Annotated in this window: 15 protein-coding genes; 13 read left to right on the forward strand and 2 right to left on the reverse strand. The window is 54.5% G+C overall.

Features of this window, described 5'->3' with window-relative positions:
* The first annotated feature begins 34 nt into the window (after positions 1–34).
* From GPM19_RS06120 to GPM19_RS06135, 4 genes are read left to right on the forward strand one after another with little or no spacing between them, the layout of a single operon-like run.
* On the forward strand, positions 35–1,156 hold the full coding sequence (locus GPM19_RS06120) for a beta-ketoacyl-ACP synthase III (RefSeq protein WP_160417976.1): 1,122 nt from the start codon (positions 35–37) through the stop codon (positions 1,154–1,156).
* Positions 1,157–1,182: 26 nt separating this feature from the next.
* Positions 1,183–1,929, forward strand: a complete 747-nt coding sequence (locus GPM19_RS06125; protein WP_227842185.1) for an MlaA family lipoprotein — start codon at positions 1,183–1,185, stop codon at positions 1,927–1,929.
* A gap of 55 nt (positions 1,930–1,984) precedes the next feature.
* Complete coding sequence (locus GPM19_RS06130; protein ID WP_160417978.1) at positions 1,985–3,181, forward strand: PP2C family protein-serine/threonine phosphatase; 1,197 nt, start codon at positions 1,985–1,987, stop codon at positions 3,179–3,181.
* Positions 3,171–3,689, forward strand: coding sequence for an STAS domain-containing protein (locus GPM19_RS06135; protein WP_160417979.1), 519 nt, complete (start codon positions 3,171–3,173; stop codon positions 3,687–3,689). The genes GPM19_RS06130 and GPM19_RS06135 overlap by 11 nt, the downstream gene beginning before the upstream one ends.
* A gap of 93 nt (positions 3,690–3,782) precedes the next feature.
* Here GPM19_RS06135 and tal read toward each other — a convergent pair whose 3' ends face one another.
* Positions 3,783–4,721, reverse strand: coding sequence for a transaldolase (tal, locus tag GPM19_RS06140; RefSeq protein ID WP_160417980.1), 939 nt, complete (start codon positions 4,719–4,721; stop codon positions 3,783–3,785).
* 127 nt (positions 4,722–4,848) lie between these two features.
* Between tal and GPM19_RS06145 the strand changes: the two genes are divergently transcribed.
* The 5 genes from GPM19_RS06145 to pstB all read left to right on the forward strand — a co-directional run bounded on the left by GPM19_RS06145 (position 4,849) and on the right by pstB (position 10,652).
* Positions 4,849–6,042, forward strand: a complete 1,194-nt coding sequence (locus tag GPM19_RS06145) for a multidrug effflux MFS transporter (RefSeq protein WP_160417981.1) — start codon at positions 4,849–4,851, stop codon at positions 6,040–6,042.
* Between the two features lie 137 nt (positions 6,043–6,179).
* The gene (locus tag GPM19_RS06150) at positions 6,180–7,193 is read left to right on the forward strand and encodes a substrate-binding domain-containing protein (RefSeq protein WP_160418018.1); all 1,014 of its coding nucleotides are present in this window, start codon (positions 6,180–6,182) and stop codon (positions 7,191–7,193) included.
* 156 nt (positions 7,194–7,349) lie between these two features.
* Positions 7,350–8,600 (forward strand): phosphate ABC transporter permease subunit PstC, encoded by a 1,251-nt coding sequence (gene pstC, locus GPM19_RS06155; protein WP_160417982.1) that lies wholly within the window; start codon positions 7,350–7,352, stop codon positions 8,598–8,600.
* 18 nt (positions 8,601–8,618) lie between these two features.
* On the forward strand, positions 8,619–9,785 hold the full coding sequence (pstA, locus tag GPM19_RS06160; protein WP_160417983.1) for a phosphate ABC transporter permease PstA: 1,167 nt from the start codon (positions 8,619–8,621) through the stop codon (positions 9,783–9,785).
* A 60-nt stretch (positions 9,786–9,845) separates the two neighbouring features.
* A complete protein-coding gene (pstB, locus tag GPM19_RS06165) occupies positions 9,846–10,652 on the forward strand; it encodes a phosphate ABC transporter ATP-binding protein PstB (protein ID WP_160418019.1) in 807 nt (268 codons plus the stop codon).
* 66 nt (positions 10,653–10,718) lie between these two features.
* Here the strand turns inward: pstB and GPM19_RS06170 are convergent, their stop codons facing one another.
* On the reverse strand, positions 10,719–11,906 hold the full coding sequence (locus GPM19_RS06170) for an acetyl-CoA C-acyltransferase (protein WP_160417984.1): 1,188 nt from the start codon (positions 11,904–11,906) through the stop codon (positions 10,719–10,721).
* A gap of 115 nt (positions 11,907–12,021) precedes the next feature.
* Between GPM19_RS06170 and GPM19_RS06175 the strand changes: the two genes are divergently transcribed.
* The 4 genes from GPM19_RS06175 to GPM19_RS06190 all read left to right on the forward strand — a co-directional run bounded on the left by GPM19_RS06175 (position 12,022) and on the right by GPM19_RS06190 (position 17,300).
* Positions 12,022–12,600: a TetR/AcrR family transcriptional regulator gene (locus GPM19_RS06175; protein WP_160417985.1), complete on the forward strand. Its 579-nt coding sequence runs from the start codon at positions 12,022–12,024 to the stop codon at positions 12,598–12,600.
* 216 nt (positions 12,601–12,816) lie between these two features.
* Positions 12,817–14,487, forward strand: coding sequence for an AMP-binding protein (locus GPM19_RS06180; protein WP_160417986.1), 1,671 nt, complete (start codon positions 12,817–12,819; stop codon positions 14,485–14,487).
* 24 nt (positions 14,488–14,511) lie between these two features.
* Complete coding sequence (locus tag GPM19_RS06185; protein ID WP_160417987.1) at positions 14,512–15,279, forward strand: SDR family NAD(P)-dependent oxidoreductase; 768 nt, start codon at positions 14,512–14,514, stop codon at positions 15,277–15,279.
* Between the two features lie 215 nt (positions 15,280–15,494).
* On the forward strand, positions 15,495–17,300 hold the full coding sequence (locus tag GPM19_RS06190; protein ID WP_160417988.1) for an acyl-CoA dehydrogenase C-terminal domain-containing protein: 1,806 nt from the start codon (positions 15,495–15,497) through the stop codon (positions 17,298–17,300).
* The last annotated feature ends 444 nt before the right edge of the window (positions 17,301–17,744 follow it).

Genomic DNA, 17,744 nt, shown 5'->3' on the forward strand with positions numbered 1-17,744 from the left:
GGTTAGACATGCGAGCGGCTAAAAGGAGAAGCGCATGACAAACGTGGTGATTACCGGGACGGGACTTTATACGCCGGAACACGCCATTGGTAACGATGCCTTGGTCGCAGCGTTCAATGCTTGGATAGACCTCGAGAATGCTCGACACGCTCAGGCGATCGCCAGCGGTGAACGTCAATCATTGGCGTATTCAAGCAGTGAATTTATCGAAAAAGCCTCCGGTATCAAGAGCCGCTACGTGCTGGATGCCGAGGGTATTCTCGACCCCAGGCGTATGCGCCCACGCTTACCTCAACGCGCTAATGACGAGCCTTCCATTCAATGCGACATGGCACTCGAGGCAGCTCATGAAGCATTGCTTGATGCTTCGGTCAAGGCCGCGGATATCGAGCTGGTAATTGTGGCTTGCTCCAATCTTGAGCGTGCTTATCCAGCGGTTGCCGTGGAGTTGCAGCAGGCATTGGGCGCTGCGGGGTACGGGTTCGATATGAATGTCGCCTGCAGTTCGGCCACGTTTGCTATGGAAACGGCGGCCAATGCGATTGCCTCGGGCAGTATCAAGCGGGCGTTAGTGGTTAATCCGGAAATCTGTTCCGCCCATCTCAACTTTTGTGACCGTGACAGCCATTTCATTTTCGGCGATGCTTGTACAGCCATGGTATTGGAAGCCGATAGTGTCGCGGTGGCTGAGACGCGTTTCAGCATCTTGGGAACGCGCCTGGTGACGCGCTTTTCCAATGCCATCCGTAATAATGCCGGTTTTCTGAACCGGGTGACCGATAGCGACCCTTTGGCTGAAGACAAGTTATTCGTGCAAGAGGGCCGGCGTGTTTTCAAGGAAGTATGTCCCATGGTAGCCACGCTGATCACTCAGCATCTGGCATCGCTGGAACTTGCCGGTAGCGACCTGGCACGCCTGTGGCTTCACCAGGCCAATCGTCACATGAATGATTTGATTGCGCGCAAGGTGCTTGGTTATGAGCCTGACGAAACTCAAGCACCGGTGATCCTGGATCGTTATGCCAATACCAGTTCGGCGGGGTCGATTATCGCTTTCCATCTGCACCGTGCTGACTTGAAACCCGGCGATCTCGGGGTCATCTGTTCGTTCGGGGCAGGGTATAGTGCCGGCAGCATCGTGGTACAACGCCAATAATGGCGGCTCAAAGAGGTGGCTTCATCATGTTTAATAAAGTACGCGGCCCATTGTTGCTGATGACGAGCCTCGCATTGCTTTCAGGATGTGCAGGCGCTCAGGTGGCGGAAGAAAAGCATCCTGATGACCCCTGGGAAGGCTTTAATCGTCGGGTATTCGCTTTCAATGACGTGGTGGATCGTTATGCCCTGCGCCCGGTGGCTTCGGGCTATGCCAAGATAACCCCGCAGCCGGTTCAGACCGGTGTGGGTAACTTCTTTTCCAACCTGGGAGAGGTGCGCACGGCACTCAATAGTGTGCTGCAAGGCAAGCCAGGCAACGCTGGTATTGCCACTTCTCGATTTTTGATCAACTCAACGGCCGGGATCGGTGGGCTGTGGGATGTCGCCACGCCCATGGAGATTACCGGTCGGGAAGAAGACTTCGGCCAAACGCTTGCTGTGTGGGGATGGGGGGACTCGCGCTACTTGGTGTTGCCGTTTTTAGGCCCGAGTACCTTGCGTGATACCTCCGGTATGCCGGCTGATATGGCTACCTATCCGCTCACCTACGTTGAAGACGATGCCCTGCGCATCGGCTTGACTGCGTTGCGCGTGATCGATGCGCGAGCAGGGTTTCTGGAGCAGGAGGAACTTATTTTCGGAGAGCGTTATAGTTTTGTCCGCGATACTTACCTTCAGAGCCGCCGATACCAGATCAACGACGGGGAAACGGGCGCCGATCCTTTTGCTGCCGATGATTTCGAGTTCGATGACGCGGACTTTGATGAGTGAGGTGTTCGCGAGCAAGGATGTCAATGCTGAGGATTTCGCCGACTGAGGCCTTTTCATGGTTAATACCAAGCATTTGATTGCCGTGATCGATGAGCCCGGCCATGAGCGTGATGCCCTGGCTGAAGCGATTACCTGTGATGGGATGTCGGTTTTCGCCACGGACAATATCGCTATGCTGCCGCGTAGAACAGCGCTGATCGTAGCGCATGCGCGTGCTGTGCCGCGGCAGAACTGGTCACAGCTTACGCGACGCTTGCCTACTCTGGTCGTCAGCGATGCGCGACAGGATGCCGATCTGATCAAGGCGGTGGATGTGGGGTTGGTGGACTATATCGTGCACCCGCTGCGTCATACAGAGTTATTGCGTCGCATGATTCGCAAAGCCATCGAACTGCATCAATTATCGGAAGAGCGCGAGCGCGATCGTGAACGTCTGGCCGAGCTCAACGAAAGTCTGGAAACCCACTTGGCGCTGTTACGGATGGATCAGCAAAGTGGTAGCCACATCCAACGGCGTCTGTTACCGTCGCGACCGAAAATACTCAATGACGTGAGTTTTGATTATTGGTTTGCTCCCTCGCTGTATCTGTCCGGGGACTTTCTCGACTATCAAGCATACAACGAGCGTTATAGCGCCTTTTATTTTGCCGATGTTTCAGGGCATGGCGCTTCTTCGGCCTTTGTAACGGTATTGCTGAAATATCTATGCAATCGCTGGTTAAGTGAGTGGGACGGTGAGCATCCTGAAACATTGGCACCCAACTGGTTGGCGGCACTGAATCGCGAATTACAGGGTACCGATATCGGTAAGCATGCCACCTTGTTTGTGGGTATCATTGATCATGAAGCGCATTATTTACACTATTCGCTTGGAGCACAGCTCCCCATGCCACTGCTGGTAACTGAAGACACCTTGCAACGGTTGCCTGGCGAGGGGATGCCGGTGGGGTTGTTTCCTGATGTGGAATATCCTGCCTTGGGGTGGCCATTACCGCCTGATTTTCGGTTATGGCTGTGTTCCGATGGAGTGTTGGAATGCTTGCCGGGTGCCACACTCGACACGCGGCTCAAGGAGCTTGAGCAATTGGCAAGTAAGAGTGTCTCGCTTGAGCAGTTGCGGGAGCGCTTGGCGCTGGGCCACGTCGCCTGTTCGGAAGAAGAGGAGGCACAAGCCGAGGCCAATGGTGACCGTGATGCCTTGCCAGACGACCTGACAATCATGATGGTAAGCGGATTTGGTCATGCTGAGTGAAGAAGGCCGCGTGAAGGCGGCATTCGATTCCGGAGTTTTTGTCCTGAAACTGTGTGGCGACGTGCGTCTGACGCTGTGTGCCACCCTGGATACTCAGGCTCAGCGATTGGCTGAAACACCGGGGTTGCATGCCGTGATGATTGACCTGCGAGAAGCCACCAATGTGGATTCCACCGCCTTGGGCTTTCTTGCCAAGGTGGCCATGGCTGTGAAAGACCGTCTGGAGCAACCGCCGACGATTATTGCGGATAATCCTGATGTTCGCCAAATGCTCGATGTCATGGGTTTCGCCCGCTTTTTTACCTTGGTGGAAGCACCCTTTCAAAAAACGGCCACGCTCAATAGTGTGCTGGAAGAGCTGCCCGAAGTTCCTGCGGATGAAGAAGGGTTGCGCGAGCGCATATTGGAAGCACATCGTATCTTGATGCATATGAACGAGCATAACCGTGAGCAATTTCAGCCTCTCGTCCAGATGCTTGAAGAGCGGGATGCCAGTTCGCATTCCTGAATTATCTTGTTTGCATCGTTTTTCCGTAGTTGCGCTCTACTTCCAACCCGGTTTCCCGGGTCGGGGTTTAGCCAGCAGAGCACTATGGCTCGATTACGGCTGGCGCAAGGTAGCCAGTAGGCCTTCCAGCTTGCGTTGATCCGCCATAAACTTGCGAATTCCTTCACTGAGTTTGTCGCTAGCCATTTCGTCTTCGTTCATCTGCCAGCGGAATGTGGCTTGATCCAATGGCTCGCTGTGCGGTGCGTCAGCATCGGTTGGAACTAATTGGCGCTCAAGTGTGCCTTGCTGGCTTTCCAGTTCATCGAGCAATGCCGGTGAAATGGTCAGACGGTCGCAACCTGCCAAGGCAGTAATTTCCCCTAAATTGCGAAAACTCGCCCCCATCACAATGGTCTTGTAGCCGTGTCCCTTGTAGTGATCAAAGATACGTTTGACCGACTGGACGCCGGGATCGCGTGAACCGCTGAAGTCCGCATCCGGGTTGCGTTGCTTGTGCCAATCGAGGATGCGACCCACGAATGGTGAGACTAGTGTGGCGCCGGCATCTGCGCACGCCTGAGCTTGCGTAAAGCTGAACAGTAGCGTGAGATTGGTGCGAATACCTTCTCGTTCAAGCAGTCGGGCGGCCTGAATGCCCTCCCAAGTAGCGGCGACCTTGATCAAGATGCGGTCGGCCTCCACACCTTGACGGGCGTAGCGCTCGATCAGTGACAGGGCTCGGTTGACGGTAGCATCCCGGTCGAAAGACAACCTGGCACTCACTTCAGTGGAAACGTAACCTGGCACGAGAGCGCTTATTTCACTGCCTACTTCCACTGCGACACTATCCACCGCATTATCGATATCCGTGCTTTCTCGTGCGATTTCCGCCAGCCGTGCGCGGCGCGTTTCCTGCTGAGCTGCCTGTAGAATCAAAGAGGGATTAGTGGTGGCATCCTGGGGTGAGAAACGACGAATAGCGTCAAGATCACCGGTATCCGCGACCACTGTGGTCATTTGTTTGAGTTGCGAAAGCAGGCTATCTGCCATGGTGTCAGCTCCTTTGAGACGTTGCACTTACTGTAGCAAGGCATGGATAGCGCGAACAGTCACCGACAAACCAATAGGAAACGATTATAATTAGCTGGCTATCTAATTATACGTAAAGGAGTATCTTTTGTTATTGAGTCCACGTCGGGTTGCGTTGTTGGTGGCGGCCAATACCGCACTGGCACCTTTCGCCATCGATGCTTATCTGCCTGCCATGGCGGCGTTGGCTGAAAGCATCGGTGCCAGTATTCACCGTACCGAACTTTCCATCAGTGTTTTCTTGTTCGGGTTCGCTCTAGGCCAGCTGATTTTCGGTCCGCTATCCGATCGTCTAGGCAGAAAACCGGTTCTTTTGGGCGGGCTTTTGGTCTTCTTCGTTGCCAGCTTGGCGATAATCAGTGTGGACAGTCTCTCCACCTTGCTTATATGGCGGTTTATTCAGGCACTGGGTGGTGGGGCCTGTGTGGTCAATTCCGCCGCTATCGTGCGCGATTGTTTCAGTGGGAGAGAAGCCGCCAAAGTCATGTCGACCATGGCGCTGATCATGATGTTGGCACCGTTGGTGGCTCCAACCGTAGGTAGCCTGTTGTTGTACGTGGCGGGTTGGTGGCTGATTTTCGGGTTTCTTGCAGTCTACGCCGCTTTTCTATTCTGGCTATTGGGAACGCGCCTGCCGGAAACCCGTGACATGAGCCAGCCAGTGGCCTCTCCACGCCAAGTGTTAGGTAACTATGCCAGCATACTGTCTCACCGCGAAGGGATGGGTTATGTCTGCGCGGTGGCAGCTTCTTTTGCTGGCTTATTTGCCTTCATTACCGCGTCCCCCTTTCTTTACCTGGAACATTTCGGACTTTCACCGGCCATGTATCCCGTGGTTTTCGGCGTTAACGTCCTGGTCATTGCATTATCCAACCGGGTGAACATTCAACTGCTGAGCCGAAGAACACCGCAGCAGAACCTACGGTTGGGCCTTACCGTGCAATGGGTGGCGGCGGCAGCTCTGGTAATCGCCACAGCAACAGGCATGGCATCCTTGTACGTGGTGGTGCCATTAGTGATGTTGTTTACCGGGATGATAGGCATGATTTCCCCGAATGCGATTTCTTCTCTGCTGGACCACTTTGGTCACATCAGTGCGACTGCCACGGCATTATTGGGATCTGTGCAGTTCAGCTGTGGAGCTTTGGCGGGCTTCATGGTGGGAGCATTCGAGGTGGAGAGCCTATGGCCGATGGTAGTGACCATGTTGGCGGCAGCAACGATCGGCAATATCGGGTTGCGTCTTCTGACCCCACCGGTGAATACATTAGCAAAAGTATAATTAAGCTGAAAAAGGGAGCTATCAGACAGAAATGCCGAAAAATTAAAAGTAAGCCCACCTGTCATGAAGATGTCATCGAACCGAGGCAAGGTATGCCTTGTGAAGGCCAGATTTCTTTGATGACAGGAGAAAGTTGCATGAACTGCATTCTCAAGACTACCGTGATCGCTGCTGCTGCAATGAGCGTTGCCGGTGTTGCTCAGGCGCGCGATCAGATCCGTATTGTTGGTTCCAGCACCGTTTACCCCTTTGCCAGTTACGTGACCGAAGAGTTTGGCGCTCTTACGAATTATCCGACACCGGTAATTGAATCTACCGGTTCAGGTGGGGGTATTCGCCTGTTCTGTAACGGTGTTGGCGACGGTACACCGGATATCACCAACGCATCACGCCGCATGAAGGTTTCCGAATTCGAGCGCTGTGAAAAGAATGGTGTAACCGATATCACCGAAGCCAAGATCGGCTCCGACGGTATCGTTTTGGGACAATCCACTGAAAACGATGCGGCAGATTTCACCCTTGAGCATATCTTCCTGGCGGTAGCGGCTCAGGTGCCGGTTGATGGTGAGCTTGTCGACAACCCCTATACCAACTGGAGCGAGATTGATTCTTCGCTGCCGGATCGTGAAATTTCCATTTACGGCCCGCCCACCACATCGGGTACCCGTGACGCTTTCGAAGAGCTGGTCATGGAAGCTGCCTCCGAAGAGTTTGACCTCTACGGCGATGAAGGGTACACCGAAATTCGCTCTGATGGCGTTTACATCGACGCGGGTGAAAACGACAACCTGATCGTTCAGCGTTTGTCTGAAGACACCGAAGCCTTCGGCATTTTCGGTTATTCTTTCCTGGCTGAAAATCAGCGCACTATTCAAGGTGCCAGCATTGGTGGGGTTGAGCCGGAAGTTGAGGCCATCAGCTCTGGTGATTACCCAGTAGCTCGCTCACTGTGGTTCTACATCAAGAACCAGCACGCTGACGAAGTACCGCCGCTGTACGAATACGCCAATATGTTCATGGAAGAGCAGATGATTGGTGACGACGGCTACCTTGTCGATCTTGGCCTGATTCCGTTGCCGGAAACTGAGCGTGAGCAGGCGCGTCAACGCGTTGCTAATCAAGCCGAACTGGCACTTGAAGACCTGAAGTAAGCCAGCTCTACTTTAGCGAAAGAGAGGCCGGCAGCTTGTGCTGCCGGCCTCTTGCTTTGCGACAGATGTTGTCATGGCACTTGTCACATTGCTGTCATGTTTTTGCCTCAAAGTAGCCTGGCAAACGGATTCATTGGTTAACCTGAGATATCAACGATGCAGACCAACCAGCTACTCTTAATTTTTTGCACTGTGCTCTTGCTGCTTGGGCTAGTGGCCTTTTTTGTCGGCCGAAAAAAAGCTTCACGCGTTCGCGCGTCAGGTGCCGCCATGTATGCACAGCCGGATCAGTATGCGTGGTTTGCGGTGCTTTCAACCGCAGGGCCTGCGGTGTTGGTCGGTGCTGTGGGCTCTTTCGCTTTATTGCTGCTAGGGGCGGATATTCCCCCGCTGTATTTGCTGGCAGCAAGTCTTGTGGTAGCGGCGGCCGGTTTAGCCGTAGGCGTAACTCAGGTAAAGCCACAGTTTCATGCCCGCCAAGCCATTGAGCGGGTCATCCGCTGGATATTGGCAGGGGCGGCACTAATCTCGATCTTCACGACGTTTGGGATTCTGTTTTCGATTATTTCAGAGGCGCTGCGCTTTTTTCAGATGCACAGCTTCTGGGATTTCATCACCGGCACGACCTGGAACCCTGGTGCGAGCTTTTTAGCCTCAGCGGGCCGCGGTGACGGCGGCGGCGCCGAGTTTGGTTCGGTACCGCTTTTTGCCGGTACCTTCATGATCACGTTGATCGCCATGCTGGTGGCCGTGCCGGTCGGGCTTATGTCAGCGATCTACATGTCTGAATACGCTCCGAGACGTGTCAGGACCATTGCCAAGCCGGTGCTTGAGGTGTTGGCAGGCATACCGACGGTGGTATATGGCTTCTTCGCTGCGATTACGGTGGCGCCGATTATTGTCAATATCGCCGGTTTCTTTGGCCTTGATGCCTCCTATAACAACGCCGTTGCCCCAGGTGTCGTGATGGGCATCATGATCATCCCGTTTATCTCCTCGCTGTCTGATGACGTGATTAACGCCGTACCCGACAGCATGCGCCAAGGATCGCTGGCACTGGGCATGACCAAAGGCGAAACCATTCGGGATGTGGTAATTCCTGCTGCGCTACCCGGGATTATTTCCGCCTCACTGTTAGGTATGTCGCGTGCGCTAGGTGAGACCATGATCGTGGTAATGGCAGCCGGTATGCGGCCCAACCTTACCGCCAATCCTCTGGAGGACATGACCACCGTCACCGTGCGCATTGTCGCGGCGCTAACCGGTGACCAGGAGTTTGCAAGTGCCGAAACACTGTCCGCGTTCGCCCTTGGACTGGTGCTGTTTGCCGTAACGCTCACGCTTAATCTGGTGTCGGTACTGATGATCCGCCGCTTCCGCGAAAAGTATCGCGTCAATAACCTGTAATGCCTGGGAACCGTTCCGATGAGCCAAACTTTTGACGATATCAGCCATCAGCTCAAGCGACGCCACCGCAAGTCAGCCCGTTTGAAGTGGATGTCCATGGGTGCCCTGGGGCTGGCGGGTCTTTTCTTGCTGTGGTTTTTCAGCGATATGCTGAACAAGGGCCTGCCCGCATTTCAGCAAGCCTATGTGCAAGCGGAAATGCACTACTCCGAAGAAGCCTCAAAGGATGGGCGTAAAGCTATCGACAAGGCGCTGGTGCCTGTTGTTAGCCGCACGGAGGTGCGGGGCATTCCGCTTATGTTGCGTAATAACCCTGACATGATAGGGGACCGTGAGACGCGCTGGTTACTCGCCAATAGTCAAGTCGATCAGTACTTGAAAGACCATCGTCATAAATTGAGTGGCAATGAGGTGGCAACCGTCGATAACTTGGTCGAATCAGGTCAAGTGGCACTTAAATTTAACCGCGCCTTTTTTACGCAAGGCGACTCCAAGATAGCGGAAAGTGCCGGGATTCTCTCGGCCGTAGTGGGTACGGTCATGACCATGATCGTTACCCTTGCAATCGCATTTCCCATCGGCGTGATGACGGCAATTTACCTTGAAGAGTTCGCACCGGATAACCGCTTTACCCAGGCTATCGAAATTAACATCAATAACCTGGCCGCCATTCCTTCGATTCTGTTTGGTCTGCTTGGATTGGCGATCTTTATTAACTTCTTCGGGGTGCCGCGTTCGTCACCATTAGCGGGTGGTATGACCTTGGCACTGATGACGCTGCCGGTGATCATTATTTCAACGCGTACTGCACTGCGAAGCGTGCCGGATTCGATTCGCCATGCCGCTTTCGGTGTGGGTTGCTCACGTTGGCAAGTGGTGCGGGATCATGTGCTGCCGCTGGCCATGCCGGGCATCATGACCGGTTCCATCATTGGCTTGGCACAAGCCATGGGGGAAACCGCGCCACTGATTATTGTGGGCATGGTGGCATTTATCCCTGACGTTGGCGCTTCCTTCACCAACGCGGCAACAGTGTTGCCAGCACAGATTTTCACTTGGGCGAGCGAGCCCGATCAAGCCTTTGTCGAAAAAACCGCTGGTGGCATTCTGGTGCTGCTCTCGATACTGATCTTCCTTAATGCAAGCGCTGTTGTGCTCCGCAAGAAATTTGAGCGTCGTTGGTAACCCAGGACGTCACAAAGGATACCGTTTATGAACAGTCAAGCACCTCAATTCAGTCAACAGATGGCGCCGACAGCAGGGCAGCCTTACACACGCAATGAGCAGGCATGCCATGACCTGAGTATTCGGGTGCGAGACCTGAACCTGTGGTATGGCAAGAATCAAGCATTGAAAAACTTGAATATTGATTTGTTTCAAAAAAATGTGACGGCATTGATCGGCCCCTCGGGTTGCGGTAAATCGACCTTTTTGCGTTGCTTGAACCGGATGAATGACCTGATTCCTAGCGTTCATACTGAAGGGCTGGTGGAAATGGATGGCCGGGACGTCAACGCCGCCAAGATGGATGAAGTAGCGTTGCGCCGCCGTGTCGGGATGGTGTTTCAAAAACCCAATCCCTTCCCTAAATCCATTTACGAGAATGTGGCCTATGCCCCGCGTATGCACGACCTGGTCAGCCGCAAAGTGGAACAAGATGAGTTGGTCGAAAAAGCCTTACGTGACGCAGGGCTTTGGCAGGAGGTAAAAGATAAACTACAAGAACCGGGCACATCTTTGTCCGGGGGACAACAGCAGCGCCTGTGCATCGCACGTGCGATTGCGGTGCAGCCCGATGTAATTCTGATGGATGAGCCAACCTCGGCCCTGGACCCAATCTCCACCGCGACGATCGAAGACTTGATGGACAAGCTGAAAGAGCAGTTCACCATCATCACCGTGACGCATAACATGCAGCAGGCAGCGCGAGTGGCTGATTACACAGCGTTTTTCCACCTGGGCGAGATTATTGAGTACAACGACACAAAGGTGATGTTCTCAACCCCAGCCAAGAAAAAAACTGAAGACTACATTTCTGGACGCTACGGTTAAGTCATCATTTTAAAGCGCCACCCACGCTGCCATGGGCAGCGTGGGTGAACAGCGTTCAGATGGTGCTTAGTCGATCAGTTCAACGGCAACGGCGGTGGCTTCGCCACCTCCGATACATAGACTCGCGATACCGCGTTTGCCGCCCTTGGTGCGCAGTGCATGTATCAAGGTGGCTATAATCCGTGAACCGGTTGAACCAATAGGGTGACCTTGAGCGCAGGCTCCGCCGAAAACGTTGACCTTGTCGTGAGGTAGACCGAGATCGTCCATGGCCATGAGCGTGACGACGGCAAAGGCTTCATTGATTTCGAACAGGTCTACGTCATTGACACCCCAGTCGAGTTTCTTCATCAGTGACTCAATGGCGCCCACTGGGGCGATGGTGAACTCACTTGGATGACGAGAAAATGTGCTATGCCCCAGCATGCGAGCAATGGGTTTGGCACCATGTTTCTCGGCTGCCGCTCGGCTGGCCAGGATCAGTGCCGAGGCCCCATCGGAAATCGAGCTGGCATTGGCGGCGGTGATGGTGCCGTCCTTGGCGAATGCCGGACGCAGCGTTCTGATCTTGTCGAGCTTGGCCTGGAATGGCTGTTCGTCATGCTTGACCAGTGTTTCCCCTTTGCGATCTTTCACCAGCACAGGTGCCATCTCGGCGTCGAGATGACCGGCATTGGTGGCTTCCATGGCACGTTCCAGCGAGGCAATGGCAAAGTCGTCCAGGCGCTCCCTGCCGTAATCGCGCTCAGTAGCAATATCCTGAGCAAAAACTCCCATCAGTTTGCCGGTTTCAGCATCTTCCAGGCCGTCCAGGAACATATGGTCCTTCAATTCGCCATGGCCGAGCCGGTAACCACTGCGTGCCTTGGTCAATATATGCGGGGCATTGCTCATGGATTCCATACCGCCGGCAAGTAGCACGTCACCGCTGCCTGCCTTGATCAGGTCATGGGCAAGCATGGTGGCTTTCATGCCGGAGCCACACAGCTTGTTGATGGTAGTGGCACCGCTGGCATCGGGAATGCCGGCCTGGCGCATGGCTTGGCGGGCCGGGCCTTGTTTGACGCCAGCGGGCAGTACACAGCCCATGATGCCTTCATTGATGCTGGCGGCATCGATGCCGGCTCGTTCAATGGCGGCCTTGATGGCGACCGCGCCGAGTTCCGGGGCACTCATGCTTGAAAGGCTTCCCATCATGCCTCCCATTGGAGTGCGGGTAGCGGCAATGAATACGATATCGTTGGGGTTGCTCATGGCAGACTCCTGCAAGTTTTTGTGTTTGTCACGCTAAGTGAAAGTGGATGCGTTGACCCGTCGACAGTGCTGTGGTCTTCTCTGTATAACCAAGCAAGCGCTAGTGTGAACGCCTATGAATGTAATAAATGCATCTCCTCGCCGCAAGGAATTGACTCGCCTTGCTGCCCAACTCTTCGTTCAAGAAGGTTTCGATCGTACCACTGTGCGCATGCTGGCCCAGGAAATGGGCATCAAATCCGGGAGTTTGTTTCATCATTTTAGAGACAAGCAGGAAATTCTGGCGGCTGTGATCGAAGAGGGCACCCAGAACGCCCTGCGTATCGCTCATCGTGCCTTGGAGCTGGCCGGCGATGACCCAGAGTCGCGGCTGCGCGCCATGGCGCGTGCTCACTTGGAAACCTTGTTTACCGATCGCAATGCGCATGTGGTGGCCCTGTTTGAATGGCGCCGCCTGGACACTAGCGCCCGGGCGCATTTAAGCCATTTACGTGATGCTTATGAAGCCTTATGGGTCGAAGTGATTGATGAGGCGCTGGAAGCAGGGCTTATCCATGGAGACCGTTTTCTCGTATCACGCTTTGTATTGGGCGCCTTGAATTGGACGGTACGCTGGTACGACCCCGGCGGCTCGCGTAGTCCCGATGATTTGGCTGACGAATTGGTTTTCATGATCATGCCAAAAACTCCTTGAGCGACGGCGAGTCAAGAATGGTTGCGACCATGGTCTAAGCGCTCAGCCCCTTAGATAGCTTGCTCTCAGGCGTGAATGCTTTTAGCGTTGCTCTAACCAGCTGGGTTCCGTTAACGTAAACGGATAATAAATAATAAGTGCCCGGCGCATCAGATACCACTTCAGCGCATTAAACGCTCTGCCGTATGCTCATAAACACAACACAAGAGAGCCATCATGACAGCGAAACATGATCAATTGCCGGATTATCACGACTATTTAGCGCATTTCTCCATCAATGACGTCATTGCACGCCTGGATGACCATAACGATGGCAAGTTCAATGCATACGAATCTTGTTGCGGTACTCATCTGCGTGCGGGTCGCGGTGATGTGCTTGCCTTGGTGCATGAGGATACCCAGGGCAACATCAACAAGTTGACCTATGCGGAACTTGATGCGCAAAGCGCCAAGCTGGCGGGCTGGTTCATGGCGCAAGGCCTGGGCGAAGGTGATCGTATTGCCTGCATGTTGCCGCGTTCACCGCAGCTATTGATTACAGTATTGGCTGTCTGGCGGATCGGTGGTGTTTATCAGCCCTTGTTCACGGCTTTTGGGCCGGATGCGGTCGATTATCGCTTGGAGCGGGCCGATACCAAACTGGTCGTCACCGATCATGCCAATCGTTTTAAATTTGTCGGCTTGACCCAATGCCCACCGGTATTGGCGGTGGGTGGTGCACTGCCTGAGCACGCGGATGACCTGGATTGGGCTGATGCACTTGCTCATGCGCCGATGACCGAACAGCCGCCTCGGCTGGCCTCGGAAAAGCCTTTCCTGCAGATGTTTACCTCGGGCACGGTGGGTAAATCCAAAGGGGTGGCGGTGCCATTAGCAGGTATGCCGGCGTTTGCCCTCTACATGGAGCTGGCTATCGGGCTGCGCGAGGAAGATCATTTCTGGAATATGGCGGATCCGGGCTGGGCCTATGGTTTGTACTACGCGATTGCCGGGCCATTGCTGTTGGGCGTAACCACGCATTTCTGTGAAGCCGGCTTCAGTGCTGAAGGCGCCATGGCATTCATGAAGCGTCATCATATTACCAACTTTGCCGCAGCCCCCACCGCTTATCGCCTGATGAAGGCCTCGGGACTTTTCGATACGGCCCATGAGACGCTCGAGTTGCGCGTGGCAAGTTCCGCCGGTGAGCCGCTCAACACTGAAGTGGTGACTTGGGTGGAACATGCCTTGGGTTGCCCGGTCATGGATCATTATGGTCAGACGGAAACCGGCATGACGTGCTGTAATCATCATGCGCTGGCGCATCCCAAGCATGTGGGCGCAATGGGCGTACCGATGCCCGGCTATCGTTTGGCGATTCTGGATGCCGAATACAACGAATTGCCCCCTGGCGAGCCGGGTGTGTTGGCAGTGGATATTGCCAATTCGCCCGCACATTTCTTCCAGGGCTATACGTGGCAAGAAAAAGACCCCTTTGCTCATGGCTATTACTTGACCGGGGACGTGGTGCTGTTGCAGGAAGATGGCACTTTTCAGTTTGCCGGCCGTGATGACGACATCATCACCACGGCAGGTTACCGCGTGGGCCCCACAGACGTGGAAAATAGCGTTATGGCCCATGCCGCTGTCGCCGAATCGGCAGCCGTGGGTCAGCCGGACGAGATTCGTGGCGAAATTATCAAGTCGTACATTGTGTTGCGTGAAGGCTTTACCGCCAGTGATGATCTGGCTGACGAAATACGTCAGCAAGTTCGCGAACGTCTCTCGACCCATGCTTTTCCTCGGGTGATCGAGTTTGTCGATGAGCTACCCAAGACGCCTAGTGGCAAGATTCAACGTTTCAAGCTGCGCGCCCAGGCGGTGCAAGAATCTCAAAAAGATACCTAAGTACCTTCAACAGGAAAACCTCACATGCAAGTCAAGGATAATACCTTTCTGATTACCGGGGCGGCATCCGGCCTGGGCGCAGCGACTGCAGAGCGCATTGTCGCGGCCGGCGGCAAAGTCGTACTGTGTGACCTTAACGAAAGTGTCGATGCTCATGCCCGGGTACTGGGGGAGGCCGCGAGAGCTTGTCGTGGCGATATCACCTCGGATTCCGATATGCAGAAGGCAGTGGAAACCGCAGTGACTCTGGGGGAAGAGCGAGGCCTTGCGGGTGTGGTGCACTGTGCCGGAGTGGTCAGCGTAGCCAAGTTGGTCGACCGTAAAGGTAATCCTGCCGATCTCGAAGCTTATGCCAAGACGATTCAAATCAACCTGGTGGGCACATTTAATGTGATGCGTTTAGCGGCGGCGGCGATGGCCAAGAATGCGCCGGGTGAAGATGGTGAGCGTGGTGTCATCATCAACACAGCTTCAATCGCCGCCTTTGACGGCCAGGTTGGGCAGTGCGCCTATAGTGCTTCCAAGGCGGGTGTTGTGGGTATGAGCCTTCCAGCGGCGCGTGAGCTTTCGCGGCATGGCGTACGGGTCATGGCGATTGCCCCCGGCGTATTTGAAACGCCTATGATGAGTGAAATTCCCGATGAGGCTGCGCAGGCATTGGCGGCTGCCGTGCCATTCCCGAAACGTTTGGGTCGGCCGGATGAGTTTGCCCGCCTGGCCGAGCAAATTATTACTAACCCCATGCTGAATGGTGAAGTAATCCGTTTGGATGGCGGTATCCGGATGCAGTAAATGCTTGGCTGGTAGTGCTACCTAAGCCCCGCCGAATTCAATCGAGTGGGGCTTTTTGTTTTTGGAAAGCAGGGCGCGTTCGCTACAGAACTTGCAATTTCCAGCTAAAATTAAAACGAACGCTTGACTCCAGGTCTGCGGGGCGCTAGTTTTCAAACATGTGTTTGAAAGTGGTTTTGACCGCTCTCATCGGTACTTAATTCAGGAGAAACAAGATGCCCAGCTACCAGGCCCCTCTACGTGATCTACGCTTTGTCATGAACGAAATGCTGGGTTATCCCGCTCATTACGCTCGCTTGCCGGGTGGCGACGAAGCTTCTCCAGAGACAGTGGATGCCATCCTTGAAGAAGGGGCGCGTTTTGCACGTGAGGTATTGCTGCCCTTGAACCGGAGCGGTGACGAAGAGGGGTGCCGGTTAGAAGGCGGCGAGGTCAAGGCGCCGAAAGGTTTCAGGGAAGCCTATCAGCAATATGTTGAAGGCGGCTGGCCGAGCCTGGCCGCCGACCCGGCGCAAGGTGGGCAAGGGCTCCCCCATTCGCTGGCTATGGTGCTTTCGGAGATGATATGTGCCACGAACTTGGCGTGGGGCATGTATCCGGGGTTGTCTCATGGTGCTGCTGATGCGCTACGCCACCATGGAACGGAAGAGCAGAAAGCCACGTATCTGACCAAGCTGGTTGAAGGTGTGTGGACGGGGAGCATGTGTCTCACAGAGCCGCATTGCGGTACTGATTTGGGCTTGATCAAAACCCGCGCTGTGCCAGCGGATGACGGTGGTTATGATATTAGTGGCACCAAGATTTTCATTTCTGCCGGTGATCACGACTTGGCGGAAAATATTGTTCATCTGGTGCTTGCCAAGCTGCCTGATGCGCCGGAAGGCTCCAAGGGGATCTCGCTGTTCGTTGTGCCAAAGTACTTGCCGGATGCTGATGGCGGTCCTGGTGAGCACAACGGCGTAGCGTGTGGGTCTCTGGAACACAAGATGGGAATACATGGTAATGCTACCTGCGTGATGAACTTCGACGCAGCGCGCGGTTATCTGGTGGGAGCGCCCAACAAAGGGCTGGCATGCATGTTTACCATGATGAACGCCGCTCGTTTGGGTGTGGGTATCCAGGGATTGGGGCTGACCGAAGCAAGCTTTCAAAACTCGCTTGCCTACGCTCGCGATCGCTTGCAAATGAGAGCCCTTTCCGGCCCGCAGTCACCGGAAAAACCCGCTGACCCGATCATTGTGCACCCCGATGTTCGCCGCATGTTGCTGACGCAAAAAGCGTTCGCCGAAGGCGGTCGTATGCTGGTGCTGTATACCGCCCAGATTCTGGATGTGGTTGAGCATGGCGAAGCCAATGCAGAGCGTGAACGGGCTGAAACGTTATTGGGGTTGCTGACGCCCATCGTAAAGGCCTTTCTCACGGAGGTGGGTTTTGAGGCTACCAATGAAGGTGTTCAGGTGTTTGGTGGTCATGGCTTCATCCGCGAATGGGGCATGGAGCAGCTGGTACGCGATGCACGGATCACTCGGCTGTATGAAGGCACTACCGGTATCCAGGCGCTGGATCTACTGGGGCGCAAGGTACTCATGAGTCAAGGAGAGACGCTAAAGCTATTCACCAAGGAAATTCACCAGTTCTGCAAGGCGGAAGCTGATAACCCGGCGCTCAAGGTCTTTGTCGAACCCTTGGCAAAACTGAATGCTGAATGGGGCGAGCTGACGTTGGGTGTCGGTATGAAAGCGATGCAGGACCGAGAAGAAGTCGGAGCGGCGAGTGTCGATTATTTGATGTATTCCGGCTATGTGACCCTGGCTTATCTGTTTGCGCGGGCGGTAAAGCAAGCAAGTCAGTCGCTTGAAGGTGATGAGACAGCCTTCTACCAGGCAAAAATCGACACCGCGCGCTTCTACTTCCAGCGTTTGTTGCCGCGCACGCGCGCGCACGCTGCCATGGTCCAGGCTGGGGCAGGGTCGCTTATGGCAATATCCAGTGAAGATTTCGGCTGTGGTTTCGAGCTGTGATGTATTGAGGCTTGGTAGAGTAAGTTGAGCAGTTATCCAGAAAAAGTTGAGCTCGTTGGTTTGCGGTAGAGGAGAGCTCTACCGCTTTTTTATGCTTTTTTACACCCAGGGCTTGCCAGTGTCCCGGCCAGGAGGTAGAGTACGCATCCGCTGCCGGGAACGCCAGGCGTTTCCAGCGGTGGAGCTTGCTGAAAAGCAAGCAGTGTCAATGAGTTAGCGCTTTGTTTCAAAGCCTGGCTCGTCGAAGGAAGAAGATGAAATGATCGCCTTCAGTTCAGTCGGCCCTTGACATTCTCGGTTAACGGCGTAGAATACGTCTTCCTCGCCGGGTGCTGATGAGGCGCAAGCCGGACAGCGACCGCGAGATGCTCTTTAACAATTGATCAGGTAATTCATGTGGGCGCTTGCCGATGAGGGTGACAATGTCACCGAAAATCAAGGCAA

This window comes from Vreelandella zhuhanensis (genome assembly GCF_009793355.1).
In the GTDB taxonomy this organism is placed as follows: domain Bacteria; phylum Pseudomonadota; class Gammaproteobacteria; order Pseudomonadales; family Halomonadaceae; genus Vreelandella; species Vreelandella zhuhanensis.